This window comes from Methylophilus sp. YYY-1 (assembly GCF_029132825.1).
GTDB classification, from domain to species: Bacteria; Pseudomonadota; Gammaproteobacteria; order Burkholderiales; family Methylophilaceae; genus Methylophilus; species Methylophilus glucosoxydans.
In genome coordinates this window covers 231,838-245,518 of the sequence record NZ_WOVG01000005.1, presented here as the reverse complement: position 1 = coordinate 245,518, position 13,681 = coordinate 231,838, and the positions used below count along the sequence as shown (strand labels likewise).

Here is a 13,681-nt window from a genome sequence, read left to right as displayed (position 1 = left end):
AACGATGACAAGCTACCGATACACCGCGATTGATAAGACGGGCCACTTAACACGGGGCTATGGCACCTCCGACTCTGAAGAGGCGCTGGCTGCATCCCTGCAGCAGCAAGGCTTGGAGTTGCTGACGGTGAAGCTGGGTGAGCCATTGCGCTGGCGACAGTCACGCGTGCACCCCAAAATGTTGATCGTGTTTTGTGTGCAGCTAGAGCAGCTATTGCAAGCCGGCTTGCCTCTCTGTCAGGCCATTGCGGTCTCGGCAGAACAAGCCGAACAGGCGGTGATGGCCGAGGCTTTACGTGGTTTGTTGCGCGATCTTGAGGCGGGCAAGTTACTTTCACAAGCGTTGCAAGCTCAGCCCAAGGTCTTCCCAGCCTTGTTTTATCAACTGGTTAATGCCGGTGAACGGACGGGTCAGCTCCCTGAAACATTTGGCCAATTGAAGGCTACCCTCACGTGGCAATTTGAGCTGAGCGCGCAAATCAAGCGCGGTCTGAGCTATCCTGCCGTGTTATGCGTGATGGTGATGATCGCTGCATACGTGATGCTGACCTTTCTGGTGCCGCAAATGGCAGGATTTTTGCAAAGCCTGGGGCAAGCACTGCCCTGGAGTACCAGATGTTTGTTAGCCCTGTCGGAGGGTGTCATGCACTATGGGGCTTACCTGCTATTGGCGATATTGCTGTCCCTGGGGAGTGTGACTCTAATCGTGCGGCGCTCGGAAAAATGGGCTTATAAATGGGATAGCCTGATGTTGCGATTGCCGGTGTTTGGCCGCTTGCTAAGAGCATGGGTGATCACGCGGCTGTGCAGGTTTCTTGGATTGATGTACCAGGCCGGGATTCCGCTGTTACAGGCATTGCAATGGTGCCAGCCCTTGCTGACGCAGCGTGTTATGGCACGCGCACTTGAGGATGTGTCTGCGCGCGTACAGGCCGGGGAAAGCCTCACTGCCAGCTTTGCGGCTACCGGGCAGTTTCCGCCACTGATGCTACACCTGCTCAAGGTGGGTGAAACCACAGGTGGACTGGATCGCATGTTGTTTCAGTTGGCTGACTATTATGACCGGGACGTGCAAGCGCGGATCCAGTCGCTATTGCGCATGTTGGAGCCCGCGCTGACCATTTCACTGGGTTTGATGTTACTGTTTTTGATGGCCGCCGTCATGTTGCCGGTCTATGACAGCTTTTCAACCATCAGGTACTAAAGATGTCCGGCCAGCGCTTTATTCTCCTGATTGATGCGCAAGCATGGCGGCTAGTCTTATTTAAGCGCAATCAGTATTGCGAGCTGCGTTCGTTTGGTCCGGATGAAGCAGGGCTAGCGGCCATGTTAGGGTGGATGCAAACTTTCCCAGGCGCGCGTGTGGCGGTGTTAACTAATCTGCCAGAGGAGCACTATCACCTTGAGCTGATGCCTGTGGTGCGAGGGGCCGCTGGGCGTGCACTACTCAAGCGCAAGCTGGCGGCTTGGCCACATGCACAAGGCTTGCATACCGCCTTTCTACTGGAAACGATCAAGACGAGCCGTTTAGAAAACCGTTTTTTGTTTGCCGGGCTGTTTTTCCCACCACTGACTCACTGCTTGCCCGCGCTGCAAGCGGCAGCACTCAGCCTTCAAGGCATTTACACGCAGGCAATATTGTTGCCATATTGCTTGCCTGCAAACGCTCAACGCCTGAGTGATTGCATCTGTGTGCATGCTGAGCATACGACCCTGTACTTGAGTTATTTCAAGCATCAACGGTTGTGTTTAAGGCGCCGCCTTTCAATGCCAACACAAGGGATGCACGATGTGGCTTCTGTGATCCCGGCGCTGACTCAGTTGCATCGTGAGCTGGTTAGCCAGTTTGGCTTATCCGAATCTGCAAGTCTGCCGGTGTTTTGCATTATTGCAGAAATACAGCAGGCTGAGAGGCTCACCTTCCCCGCCCCTTTTCAATATCAACCTCTGACTGAGGCCGCGCTCATTGCGGCCGTGGGTGAAGGCTCGCTCCCTACCGGTCTCCGCGCGGTCGAGTGGGTCGCCATGCATGCGATATTGGCAGACCAGGCGCTCCCTAACTTGGCCCCTGAGGCCAATCTCTTGCCAGAGAAACTCAAGCGGCTACAACGAAATATCCACTTGGCAGGCGTGGGGCTTGCGTTGCTATTGGCGCTGCTAGCCGGCTTCAATGCGCTGGCAACTCAGCAACTGAATACGCAAGCCGGGCTGGTGAAGGCCCAGCTTGATGAGCCAGAGGCGATGCCATTCGCCGGGGGACTGCGCGCTGAACAATTGCCAGCGATTCATGCCTTAACCCGCACGATGCAAGCGATCAGCGCCTCCGCCCGATTGCCCGATCAAGCCTTGCATGACTTGCAGACGATACTCAATGGCTTGCAAGATTGGCAACTGATCCGACTCGAATGGCAGGCAGAGCCTCCTGAATCAGCAGACCCTGATGCGCATCAAACTCAGTCATTGAAAATGACTTTTCAACAACGAGAAACAAGTCAGCACACGCGTGCCGTACTTGAATGGCAGCAGTTGATGCAGCGTTTAAATCAGTTGCCATCAGTCAAGCAGCTGCAAACAGAGACCTCCAGTCAGCAAAGCACGACGAATGGTCGCCAGGGCAGTACAGATCCGCTAGCCATGCTGGGGTTGCAGCCGATGCTCACGCTGACTTGGGCCGCCATGCAGCAGGAGGGGTGGTGATGGTTTGGCAAGTTTGGGCGGCATTAAAACAAACCTTATTATTTTGGTTAGGTGTGATGACCTTGTTAGTGGTGTGTACCCTGTTGCAGTATCAAAGACGTGAAGACGCCGAACAAGTCTTGTCTCAACTAGAGGCACAGTGGCAGCAACGGCAACAACAAGCGGCTTATCAGCAGCGTTTTGCTGCAGAGATCGCCACCTATTTGGCGCATCGTGAGCAATGGCAAAACATCGGGGTGATGTCGCCCTTAAATGTGCCTGCATGGGAAAAGGCACTTGCCGAAATGCAGCAGGCATCTGGCCTGAGTCATCTACGCTATGAGTTCTTGCCGACCACTCCTTGTGATCTTGCCCTGTGTTTGCCGCAAGCATCCTCTGGCCAGCAAGCCGACATCAAAGTGATGCTTAGCCGTCTACAGCTCGCATGGTCGGTCAAGCATGAAGCAGACATATTGGCATGGTTACAAGCGTTGGCCAAACAATATGCAGGTGCGATTAAAGTCCATCATTGTGTCTGGACAGTGACGCCGTCATTCGTTCAGATTGATGCGCAATGTGAGCTTCATCTGTTTAATTTCCCTGACATGTTTCCCAATCCGTCGCCTGTGCAGCCATGATTGTTTGTTCACATTTTCAAAGAGGAATTGCGATCTGGGCGCTTTTACTGCTGTTGTCCGGCATGGCGGGCATGCTGGTTTATCCCTTGGTGGGCCGTGAGTTTTCCAGTCAGGCGTCGTTGCACAAAACCATGACGGCCTTGGCCAAGGCCGAGCAGGCTTTGCTTGCCTATGCGCAGCAACCCTTGGGCACCACGCTTTGTGAGTTGAATTGCCCACGCCCGGGCGATTTGCCTTGCCCAGACCGCAATAACGACGGCATTGCCGAAACCTCATGCAGTAACTCCGCCCGCTTGGGCAGGTTACCCTGGAAAACACTGGGCTTAGGCGACCTGCGCGATGGCAGTGGCGAGCGCTTGTGGTACGCAGTGTCAGAGCGCTATAAAAACAATAAGCGCTTGCTACCTTTGAATCTGGACACGCAGGGTAGCTGGAGCGTGATGGCCAACAATGGGCCGACTTGGGATGCCAGTGTGGGCAATGGCGTTGTGGCTGTGGTGATTGCCCCCATGCAGCCGCTGTTGAGGCTGGATGGCTGGCAGCAACGCCGCCTGCAGCCTGACGATGGTGCCAAGGAATATCTGGATATTGAGGGGACCTTGGATAATGCCAACCCGACAGAGTACAGCGATCACGGCTTTGTCATGTCGCCTCCGACTACACAATTTAATGACGTGGTCTGGCCAATCTCGGCAAGTCGCATGCATCAAGTCATGCAAAAGCAGGTGTTATCAGAGCTTAAGCGAGCATTTACTTGCACGTCCAGGCCATGTCCACCATTACCTGTGCCAGCATCCATTTCAGACGCGAGTTGTTTAGGCGCACAATCATTGCAAGCCGGCCAATGTATGTCTGCTCAAACAACTACGCTGGGCCGCTTGCCGGTCGATGGCGACCTGCACGGCCCACTTGCAAATCAAGCCACGCTGGATGGTCAGGCCATGCATCACTGGTTTCAGCAAAATGGCTGGCGGGAGCAGGTGTTTTATCTGCCGCGGTCGTCGCAAGTGCTCTTAATTGTGTCCGGCGAGATGTTACCCGGGCAATTACGACAGACGGCTACGCAAAAAAGTGAGTATGCCAATTTTATCGAGATGTCGACAGTCGCTGTGTTGGGTCTGACCGGCGTCACCGCATGGGATGCACCCAGCAATGATCAACTGGAGCAAATCGCCAGATGAATGGCATGAATGCATATTCTCCTCGACCGCAATCCACACTGTATGGCTTCAGCCTGCTTGAAATGGCGATCGCCTTGGTGATTTTAAGCCTGATGATGGGCTGGCTCATGACGCCCCTCAAGGTGCAATACGGATTGCAGAAATATCAGCAAACCGAACAGCGGCTGAATACGGCGCAACAGGCCTTGCTTGGCCATGCCCTGATTTATCATTACCTGCCGTGTCCTGATACCGACCAGCCACCCGATGGGTGGGAAAATGTATTATCCAACCAGACCTGCGCCAGTGATGAGGGCTGGTTGCCATCGCAGCAATTAGGGGTAGTCGCCACCGATGCCTGGGGCCGTTTCTTTCGCTATCGCGCAGACAGCACGTTTACTCATCACAGCCAGTGGTTCTCGGTAGCTGCGGCCGAAGGAGCCAGCAATATTCAAGTCAGCAGTGAGACTGGCCCGGCCACCAGCGGGCCTAGCCGACCAGCGGCGATTATCCTTTCACATGGCGAAAACGGGCTGGGTGGCATACAATCCGTGTCTGGCGGCGGCGCTTATGCCATGCCCGCACCCGAGCACGCGGATGAGCGCGAAAATGCAGATGGCGACCTGGCCTTTGTTGATCAGGCACAACAACAAACGGGTACGGCCGTGTTTGATGACAGGTTGATCATGTTGTCGCCCAAGGTGTTGATTCAGCAAATGGTACAAGCGCAACGCCTGCCATGAATAATTGGAAAATACATGCAAGACGATTTGTTGTTACGCTACAGTCGGCACATCATGTTGCCGCAAATTGAATATGCAGGGCAAGAAAAGCTCACGCAAAGTCATGCCCTGATCGTGGGAGCTGGCGGCTTGGGGGCCCCGGTGGCGATGTATCTGGCCGCAGCCGGGGTAGGCACGCTGACCATTTGTGATTTTGATCAGGTAGACCTCACCAATCTGCAACGTCAAATTATCCATACCACGGCAGCGGTTGGGCAAAACAAGGCCTTGTCGGCCCAGGCTTCGATTGCGGCCCTCAATCCTGAAGTCAACGTACATGTCGAAACGACACGGCTCAATGACGAGGCGCTTGCCGGACGGGTCTTGGCGGCAGATGTGGTGATTGATTGCTCGGATAACTTTGCTACGCGCTACTTGCTCAACCAGCTTTGTTTTGACTATAAAAAGCCTCTGGTCTCTGGGGCGGCCATCCGCTTTGAAGGGCAATTGAGCGTGTTTGATTTCCGCCATGCTGAAAGCCCTTGCTACCACTGCCTGTATCCAGACGTCGGCGATGACCAGGCGTTGCGTTGTGCAGACAACGGCGTATTTGCTCCGCTGGTGGGTATGATAGGCACAGCGCAAGCTGCTGAAGCCATTAAGGTGTTGCTCAATATGGGGCAGAGCATGGAAGGCAGGTTGCTATTGCTGGATGCGCTCAGTGCAGAATGGCGCACCATACGCCTCAAAAAAGACCCTTCCTGCGCGGTGTGTGGTCAGGCGGAATCTGTGGACTGAGACTGTAACGACGCCACCAGTTCTGTAATCTCCCACTCGCAGCCGGCGCAGCCTGACAGCGCGCCAGAATAACGCGAGATGCCATCCAGATCTTTGCCTTGCCTGACCAACTCGATAATCAGGCCACGCGTGGTGCCGCTGCAACTGCACAGCACCTCTCGGGGATCATTTTCAAGCAGGTCGGCCATATTTCCTTTTGTGCCCAAGTGTATTGGGTCTCAGCGCAGACAGATAGTGATTGTGCTCACAATTAACGTATTCGTTTCAAGCTAGACCAACAATACAGCAATTGGTTTAGCTCATTGTTTAATCTACACAGATACGTCCAACCCGCCTAAGCTGTTCGCACTCAGGCGGTATGTCGACGAGCAAATTAACTGAGTTTGGCCAGCTGCGCCTGCAGTTTTTCCAGATTGGCGCTAAACTCGGCCAAACGGGCTTTTTCCTGCTCGACCACGGTTGCCGGGGCACGGGCGACAAAGCTTTCGTTGCCCAGTTTGCCATTGGCTTTGGTAATTTCACCTTGCAGTCTGGCGATCTCTTTGCCTAAACGCTCTTTCTCGGCGGCAACATCAATTTCCACCTTGAGCATCAATTTGAAGTCACCCGCCAGCATCACAGGCGCATCCGCTTCTGGCAGGTCGGCGACGATATCCACACTTTCCAGCTTGGCCAGCGACTTGAGGTAAGGCGCATAGGCGGTCAGTGCCTCGGCATCGCCCGCGGCAATGAGTGGCACTTTGGCCGCAGGTGAAATGCCCATTTCGCCACGCAGGCTGCGGCAGGCTTCGACAGCGGTTTTCAGTGTCGCCACCCAGGCTTCAGCCTGTTCGTCGATTTTCTCCAGATCGGCTTTCGGGTAGACCTGCAACATAATGCTCTCAGTGCCACGCGACTTGTCCTTGAGTTCGGTCATCGGTGCCACCGTCTGCCAGATCTCTTCGGTGATAAACGGAATAATCGGGTGTGCCAGCCGCAAGATGGTTTCCAGCACTCTTAACAGGGTACGACGGGTCGCGCGCTGTTCGGCTTCAGTGCCACCTTGTAACTGCACTTTGGCAATTTCCAGATACCAGTCGCAATACTGGTCCCAGACAAACTCGTAGATCGCCTTGGCAGCGAGGTCAAAGCGGTAGTCGTTAAAAGCGCGTTCCACTTCGGCTTCGGTGCGTTGCAACAAGCTCACAATCCAACGATCGGCCTGGCTGAATTTGCGGCCACCTTCGTCACAACTCTCGGCGCCAAAGCCATTATCTTTGCCTTCCGTATTCATCAGCACAAAGCGGGTGGCGTTCCACAGTTTGTTGCAGAAGTTGCGGTAACCTTCACAGCGTTGCAGGTCAAACTTGATGTCACGGCCAGGTGAAGCCAGGCTGGCAAAAGTAAACCTTAAAGCATCCGTACCATACGCTGCAATGCCTTCCGGGAATTCCTTGCGGGTACGTTTCTCGATTTTTTCCGCATCTTTCGGGTTCATCAGGCCGGTGGTGCGTTTTTTCAGCAGCGATTCCAGATCAATGCCATCAATCAAATCAATCGGGTCCAGCACATTGCCTTTGGACTTGGACATTTTCTGGCCTTCAGCATCGCGTATCAGACCGTGCACATACACATGCTTGAACGGGATTTTGCCGGTCAGGTGCTTGGTCATCATGACCATACGCGCCACCCAGAAAAAGATAATGTCAAAACCAGTGACTAATACTGAGGAGGGCAGGTATTGCTGCAAGGCCTGATTCTGCGCGTCCAGTGTTTCGTCGCCGGTCCAGTCTAAGGTGGAAAATGGCCACAGGGCAGAGGAGTACCAGGTATCTAACACGTCATCATCGCGCTTTAAATTACCGGTGTAACCTGCTTTGGCCGCCATCTCGGTAGCTTCTGCTTCATCATGCGCGACAAACACTTCGCCGTTTTCACCATACCAAGCAGGGATTTGATGCCCCCACCATAACTGACGTGAAATACACCAATCCTGAATATTATTCAGCCACTGGTTATAGGTATTTACCCAGTTTTCCGGGTAAAACTTGATCTGGCCATCCGCCACCACTTCGAGCGCTTTTTCGGTGATGCTTTTGCCATCTTCGCCCGGCTTGCTCATCGCCACAAACCACTGGTCGGTGAGCATGGGTTCAATCACGACATTGGTACGGTCGCCCCGTGGCACTTTGAGCTTGTGTTTTTCAACTTTGACCAGGAAACCACCAGTCTCCAGGTCGGCCACCACTTGTTTGCGCGCGGCAAAGCGCTCTAATCCTACCAAGTGGGCGGGTAAAGCAATCGCAGGTTTGACACTGCCATCAGCGGCATAGACTTCTGCAACTTCTGGCACGAAGCCTTGCAGGTTCAGGATCACAACTTTATCCAAGCCCTGGCGCTGGCCGACCATATTGTCGTTAAAGTCATGCGCAGGCGTGACCTTGACCACACCAGTACCAAACTCCTTATCCACGTAATCATCCGCGATAATCGGAATTTCGCGGTTACACAACGGAAGAGTCACGTTTTTGCCGATCAAATGCGCATAACGCTCATCCTCAGGGTGCACCATCACCGCCACATCACCCAGCATGGTTTCCGGGCGCGTAGTGGCCACAGTCAAGTGGCCGGAACCATCCGCCAGTGGATAGTTGATATGCCACATCGAGCCGTCTTCTTCTTCCTGCACCACTTCTAGGTCAGAAACGGCAGTGCCCAGTTTCACATCCCAGTTCACCAGGCGTTTGCCACGGTAAATCAGGCCTTCGTTGTACAGACGGACAAAGCTTTCGGTGACGACCTTGTTGAGGCCGGCATCCATGGTGAAACGCTCACGGCTCCAGTCGGGTGAGGTGCCCAGGCGGCGCATTTGTTTGGTGATGGTGCCACCGGAGTATTCTTTCCATTCCCAGACTTTTTCGAGGAATTTTTCGCGGCCGAGGTCGTGGCGGCTCACGCCTTGCGCATCGAGCTGGCGCTCGACCACAATTTGTGTGGCAATGCCTGCGTGGTCGGTGCCTGGTTGCCACAAGGTGTTATCCCCGCGCATACGGTGATAGCGGGTCAGCGCATCCATGATGGTCTGGTTAAAGCCGTGGCCCATGTGCAGCGTGCCAGTCACGTTGGGTGGCGGCAGCAAAATGCAGAAATTATCTTTGACCTGCGGGTTCATGCCGGCGGCGTAATAGCCTTTGCCTTCCCAAAAAGCATACCACTGGCTTTCAATGGTTTTCGGATCAAAAGATTTAGCGAGTTCGCGGGTAGAGCTGGATGTATTGGTTTGTGTAGTCATGCGCGGGATTTTACCACAGCCGCCCCCTTGTTCTGGAGCACCTGTCCCCGTAGCACTAGTCCTGTCATATTAAATTCACTGCCAGCGATTAATTTAGTCAAAATTTTTTAATTATGGAGTTTTGACATGACTTTTAAACTAGCCGCCATGACCGTGGCCATTTCACTGGCATTGCCTGCCTTGGCAAATGCAACCCCTTCATTGATCGCGATTGGCAGTTTGTCCGGGACCACGGACTTGTCCAGTTTCACTGGCATGCTGGAAAACGGTGTGGATCATCAGAATGTATTGGGTGGCATAGGCTCTGGCCTGGCTTGGGCGGGTGGTAGTACTTTCCTGGCGTTGCCAGACCGTGGCCCGAATGCTAGCGAGTATAACCCGCTGGTAGACAATACCACCTCTTACATTTCGCGCTTTCAAACGCTCAACCTCAGTTTGCAACAAACTTACAATGGTTCGAGCTACAGTTATAACCTGACCCCGACATTAACTGGCACCACGCTGTTATACAGCAATACGCCACTTAACTACGGCACCGGGGCCGCTGGCACAGGTAGCGTGGGCGGCCAAAACTACACATTGGGCAGTGGCGCGACGGTAAATGCAGGTAAATATTATTTTAATGGCCGTTCAGATAACTTTTTGGCGGGTACCAACTCCAGCAACTCGAATAATGGCCGTTTCGACCCAGAGGCCATCCGCGTTTCTAACGATGGCAAAAGCGTTTATATCAGCGATGAATATGGCCCTTATGTCTATCAGTTTGACCGCGCGACCGGCGCCAGAACCAATGTCTACAACTTGCCTTCAGCATTTACTGCGCAAAATTTGAGCAGCCAGGGTGCGAATGAAATCAGTGGCAATACCAGCGGCCGTGTGGCCAACAAAGGCATGGAAGGCCTGGCCATTACGCCTGATGGCAAAACACTGGTTGGTTTTGAGCAAAGCCCGCTGATTCAGGATGGTGGCGATGGTGGTCGTACCAACCGTATCGTGACGATTGATACGAAAACGGGGGCTACCAAGCAGTATGTCTATGACAACTTCCTCTCTGATAAAAACAAGAGCTACAACATCAGCGAGATTCTGGCGGTCAATGACCATACCTTCTTTGTGCTTGAGCGTGATGGCAAGGGCGCGGGCGATGGTTCCAAGGCGGATGTGAAACGTATCTACAAAATCGACCTGAATGATGCAAATGGCGATGGCGTCGTGGGTGACCAAGCGGTAGATATTGGCTCATTGAACAGTGGTGCTGGCATCAGTGGCCAAAATAACTTGCAGAGCTATGCTGTGCAAAAAAGCTTGTTCCTTGACCTGAAAGCGGCGCTCATCAATGCCGGGATTACCAATACTAACATTCCTGCCAAGCTCGAAGGCATGACTTTTGGCGAGGACATCATGGAGGGTGGCGTGCTGTATCACACCCTGTATGTGGCCAATGATAATGACTTTGTGCCAGGCATCGCAGGGGACAACAAGTTCTTTGTGTTCAAGTTTACCGATGCAGACTTGAATGGCAGTCAATTTGTGAACCAGGCATTGTCCGTCAGTGCCGTGCCTGAGCCAGCCAATGTTTCGATGCTGATTTCTGGCCTGTTCCTGATGGGTTGGTTGCAACGTCGTCGTCAGCGCTAATCGAGCTGTTGTGAGTAAAAAGCCGCCTTTACAAGGCGGCTTTTTTTATGCGGCTGGATCGTTTGAAAATCGTTCATCGTCGTTGGCAAACACCAGCGGCTCAACTTTTTTCCAGTAGCGGCTAAACCGCATCAGCTCATGGTCGCTGAAGTGGGTGTCATAGAGGCTGGGTTCTTGTAGCCAAGTAAGTCGTGCATCGTCAGCCGCTGCTTTGAGCAGCGCGTTCGGAGTGTTCTGGCTGATGATATGCCTCTGCGAATAGCTTGCCAGTACTTGTGCTGTGCTGCCAAGCCATATGTCTGTCTCTGGGATTTCGCTCAGGCAATCGGCCATGAATTGCAGGCGTTTCAGGGGCCATTGCCCATAAAGTGCAGGGTCAAATACAAAGACGCGAGGGGCCTTACTCTTTAGTAGAGCATGCTCTGGCGATAACATTTCGTCATGAAGCCAAACCACAGCACTGTCGTCACGAAGGGGCAAATGCTGCGCTGTTATTTCCACAGGCAAATACGCGCTGTGGCTGGCAGCAGCCTCATCACCTGTTTGCGGCGGAGGGGCGCCAAACAATTGTTGATGCAATGTTTCGTAGCTGGCATCGAACGGGCAACGCACAGGACATTGCTGGCACCAGTGTCCGCCGCCGAATTTGACGATATTCTCTTTGTTGAAGAAATAAGGTTTATGGCTAAAGCTGGCGCCTATCCATTGCCATGAGAGGTGATTGGAAGCTAGGTCACCATCCAGCAGGTTTTGTTCAAACCAGTCTGCCGCCTGGCGCCAGTCTACTTTTAACCAGTGCAATACATAGGCTGCAAACCACATGCGGGCATGGTTGTGTACGTAACCCTCTTGTCGCAGCTGACGCACAATTTCATCCATGCATACCAGCCCGGTGAATCCCTGCGCAATAAAGTCAGGCAAGGGTTGTGTACCCAGGGCCACTTTAGGTGACTCCATGGGTTGTTTGATTGCCTCACCAAAACGGTACCAGACTTGCCTGAAGTAGTCGCGGTAGCTAAGCTCGGCAATCAGTTTGACACCGCGCTTGCCAGCGCTTTGGCGGACGCTGTTCACCGTCTCTTGCAAGGACAGGCAGCCATGGCGCAAGTAAGGCGAAAGCCGGGTGGCTGCGCCATCCAGATGATTCCGGGTCTGGTGATACGCATCGGCATCAATGGCCGCCAGTCGCTGCAATGCCGTGACGCGGCCGCCTTGCCAGCGGTCGTCCAAATCTGGTCCGCTGGCCTGCGGAAAGCAGGTGCGGATTTGTACCAGCCGTTCCCGGCGGTCAGTCGCAAGCGTAAGGCGGACAGGCGGTTGAGTCATTCCCCCATTTTGACACAAGTAGTGATACCATGCGCTCAAAGATTCGTGGTCGTTTATTCATCGTGGTTTGGGGGGGCGGGTTATGCAGACAGGATGGTGGTGGTGCGGATTGGGCCTGGTGCTGTTATGCTCGGAAATGCTGCTCGGCACCTTGTACTTGTTATGGCTAGGCATTGCCGCACTGGCAATGGCAGCGCTCACCCTGGTTTGGCCAGAGATGTCATTAGCCTTGCAAGCCCTGAATTATGCCGTGCTGGCGGCACTGGCCTTGACCATCATGCGCAAGCTGGAGAAACGCAAGCCTGACTTGCGGGTTGGACAGGCGCAGGGCGAGGAAATCGGTCGTGAAGGCGTGGTGATTGAGGCTATTTCTCCCATGCAACCGGGCAAGATCCGGTTTGCCCAAGGGGTGTTGGGTAGCCGCGAATGGGTAGCTTATGCCGATACGGCCATGGCTGTGCAACAAGCGGCAATCATTGTCGCCGTGGAAGGCAACAGCTTGCGTGTGGCGCCTGCCCACCACGGTTAATCGTTTTAATTATTGAGGGGAGTCGTCATGACCGAAGTCAGTGTCATTGTGATCGTACTGGTAGTGATCGCCATCGTGAAAGGGGTACGTATTGTGCCGCAGGGCGAAGAATGGGTGGTCGAGCGGCTCGGTAAATTTGCCGGCATTCTCAAGCCAGGCCTCAATGTGATCAACCCGGTATTCAGTAATGTCAGTTACAAGGTGACCACCAAAGACATCATTCTCGATGTCCCAGAGCAGGAGGTGATCACCCGTGATAACGCGGTGATTCTGGCCAATGCGGTGGCGTTTATCAAAGTGACCAATATCGAGCGTGCGGTCTACGGCATCGAAAATTTTCGTGAAGCCATGCGCAATATGGTACAAACCAGTTTGCGTTCTATCATCGGTGGCATGGACCTCAATCATGCGCTGACCTCGCGTGACCGGATCAAGGCGGAGCTTAAAGAAGCGATTGCCGATGAGGCGCTGGACTGGGGCCTCACCGTGAAAAGTGTGGAGATTCAAGACATCAAACCCTCTGCCAATATGCAGGATGCGATGGAGCGTCAGGCAGCGGCCGAGCGGGAGCGTGTGGCGGTGGTGACCGAAGCCGAAGGCGCCAAGCAGTCGTTGATCTTGAATGCAGAAGCCCGGCTGGAAGCCGCGCGTAAAGACGCAGAGGCGCAAATGGTGGGTGCTCAAGCCTCAGCAGCGGCGATTAAAATGATTGCCGAGGCGGTCAAGGAAAACAATACCTCCGCCACCTTTTTGCTGGGGGACCGTTATATTCAATCAATGCAAAAAATGGCCGACTCCAACAATAGCAAAATTGTTGTGCTGCCAGGCGATGTGGTGAGCGCGGTCAAAAATCTGGTAGGCGGCAGCAAGTAAGTCGATCAGGGGTAGCGTTTAATTGCCACCACGCGCTGGGTTTTGGCGTG

12 protein-coding genes are annotated in these 13,681 nt (G+C 53.8%); 9 read left to right on the top strand and 3 right to left on the bottom strand.

Annotated features, from left to right (window positions below):
• The first annotated feature begins 4 nt into the window (after positions 1-4).
• Genes GOC95_RS14160 through GOC95_RS14135 form a run of 6 tightly spaced genes read left to right on the top strand, consistent with a single transcriptional unit; the run spans position 5 to position 5,994 of the window.
• Entirely contained in the window at positions 5-1,204 is a 1,200-nt protein-coding gene (locus GOC95_RS14160; RefSeq protein ID WP_275357931.1) for a type II secretion system F family protein, read from the top strand.
• Positions 1,205-1,206: 2 nt separating this feature from the next.
• Positions 1,207-2,697 carry a hypothetical protein gene (locus GOC95_RS14155; protein ID WP_275357929.1) on the top strand — a complete coding sequence of 497 codons (1,491 nt, stop codon included), beginning with the start codon at positions 1,207-1,209 and terminating at the stop codon, positions 2,695-2,697.
• Positions 2,697-3,314, top strand: a complete 618-nt coding sequence (locus tag GOC95_RS14150) for a hypothetical protein (RefSeq protein ID WP_275357928.1) — start codon at positions 2,697-2,699, stop codon at positions 3,312-3,314. Before GOC95_RS14155 ends, GOC95_RS14150 begins: the two co-directional genes overlap by 1 nt.
• Positions 3,311-4,495, top strand: a complete 1,185-nt coding sequence (locus GOC95_RS14145) for a hypothetical protein (protein ID WP_275357927.1) — start codon at positions 3,311-3,313, stop codon at positions 4,493-4,495. The genes GOC95_RS14150 and GOC95_RS14145 overlap by 4 nt, the downstream gene beginning before the upstream one ends.
• Before the next feature lie 5 nt (positions 4,496-4,500).
• Positions 4,501-5,217, top strand: coding sequence for a prepilin-type N-terminal cleavage/methylation domain-containing protein (locus tag GOC95_RS14140; protein ID WP_275357925.1), 717 nt, complete (start codon positions 4,501-4,503; stop codon positions 5,215-5,217).
• 15 nt (positions 5,218-5,232) lie between these two features.
• Positions 5,233-5,994 carry a molybdopterin-synthase adenylyltransferase MoeB gene (locus GOC95_RS14135; protein ID WP_275357924.1) on the top strand — a complete coding sequence of 254 codons (762 nt, stop codon included), beginning with the start codon at positions 5,233-5,235 and terminating at the stop codon, positions 5,992-5,994.
• On the opposite strand, the gene GOC95_RS14130 is transcribed toward GOC95_RS14135, so the two are convergent.
• Together GOC95_RS14130 and GOC95_RS14125 are read right to left on the bottom strand one after the other, a co-directional pair.
• On the bottom strand, positions 5,973-6,182 hold the full coding sequence (locus GOC95_RS14130) for a (2Fe-2S)-binding protein (protein WP_275357922.1): 210 nt from the start codon (positions 6,180-6,182) through the stop codon (positions 5,973-5,975). The genes GOC95_RS14135 and GOC95_RS14130 overlap by 22 nt on opposite strands.
• Before the next feature lie 185 nt (positions 6,183-6,367).
• Positions 6,368-9,265 (bottom strand): valine--tRNA ligase, encoded by a 2,898-nt coding sequence (locus GOC95_RS14125; RefSeq protein ID WP_275357920.1) that lies wholly within the window; start codon positions 9,263-9,265, stop codon positions 6,368-6,370.
• 126 nt (positions 9,266-9,391) lie between these two features.
• Here GOC95_RS14125 and GOC95_RS14120 point away from each other — a divergent pair, with 126 nt between their 5' ends.
• Complete coding sequence (locus tag GOC95_RS14120; RefSeq protein WP_275357918.1) at positions 9,392-10,903, top strand: esterase-like activity of phytase family protein; 1,512 nt, start codon at positions 9,392-9,394, stop codon at positions 10,901-10,903.
• A gap of 45 nt (positions 10,904-10,948) precedes the next feature.
• On the opposite strand, the gene GOC95_RS14115 is transcribed toward GOC95_RS14120, so the two are convergent.
• Positions 10,949-12,229, bottom strand: coding sequence for an FAD-binding domain-containing protein (locus GOC95_RS14115; RefSeq protein WP_275357916.1), 1,281 nt, complete (start codon positions 12,227-12,229; stop codon positions 10,949-10,951).
• Between the two features lie 82 nt (positions 12,230-12,311).
• On the opposite strand from GOC95_RS14115, the gene GOC95_RS14110 reads away from it, so the two are divergent.
• Both GOC95_RS14110 and GOC95_RS14105 read left to right on the top strand, forming a co-directional pair.
• Positions 12,312-12,758: an NfeD family protein gene (locus GOC95_RS14110; protein WP_275357914.1), complete on the top strand. Its 447-nt coding sequence runs from the start codon at positions 12,312-12,314 to the stop codon at positions 12,756-12,758.
• Positions 12,759-12,785: 27 nt separating this feature from the next.
• The gene (locus tag GOC95_RS14105) at positions 12,786-13,631 is read left to right on the top strand and encodes an SPFH domain-containing protein (RefSeq protein ID WP_194748970.1); all 846 of its coding nucleotides are present in this window, start codon (positions 12,786-12,788) and stop codon (positions 13,629-13,631) included.
• Positions 13,632-13,681 lie beyond the last annotated feature (50 nt).

Excerpts from the sequence above, each read along its gene's own strand:
- GOC95_RS14140 (WP_275357925.1), top strand. The coding sequence starts at position 4,501 with ATGAATGCATATTCTCCTCGACCGCAATCCACACTGTATGGCTTCAGC.
- GOC95_RS14115 (WP_275357916.1), bottom strand. The coding sequence starts at position 12,229 with ATGACTCAACCGCCTGTCCGCCTTACGCTTGCGACTGACCGCCGGGAA.
- GOC95_RS14120 (WP_275357918.1), top strand. The coding sequence starts at position 9,392 with ATGACTTTTAAACTAGCCGCCATGACCGTGGCCATTTCACTGGCATTG.
- GOC95_RS14105 (WP_194748970.1), top strand. The coding sequence starts at position 12,786 with ATGACCGAAGTCAGTGTCATTGTGATCGTACTGGTAGTGATCGCCATC.
- GOC95_RS14110 (WP_275357914.1), top strand. The coding sequence starts at position 12,312 with ATGCAGACAGGATGGTGGTGGTGCGGATTGGGCCTGGTGCTGTTATGC.
- GOC95_RS14160 (WP_275357931.1), top strand. The coding sequence starts at position 5 with ATGACAAGCTACCGATACACCGCGATTGATAAGACGGGCCACTTAACA.
- GOC95_RS14135 (WP_275357924.1), top strand. The coding sequence starts at position 5,233 with ATGCAAGACGATTTGTTGTTACGCTACAGTCGGCACATCATGTTGCCG.
- GOC95_RS14145 (WP_275357927.1), top strand. The coding sequence starts at position 3,311 with ATGATTGTTTGTTCACATTTTCAAAGAGGAATTGCGATCTGGGCGCTT.
- GOC95_RS14125 (WP_275357920.1), bottom strand. The coding sequence starts at position 9,265 with ATGACTACACAAACCAATACATCCAGCTCTACCCGCGAACTCGCTAAA.
- GOC95_RS14150 (WP_275357928.1), top strand. The coding sequence starts at position 2,697 with ATGGTTTGGCAAGTTTGGGCGGCATTAAAACAAACCTTATTATTTTGG.
- GOC95_RS14130 (WP_275357922.1), bottom strand. The coding sequence starts at position 6,182 with ATGGCCGACCTGCTTGAAAATGATCCCCGAGAGGTGCTGTGCAGTTGC.
- GOC95_RS14155 (WP_275357929.1), top strand. The coding sequence starts at position 1,207 with ATGTCCGGCCAGCGCTTTATTCTCCTGATTGATGCGCAAGCATGGCGG.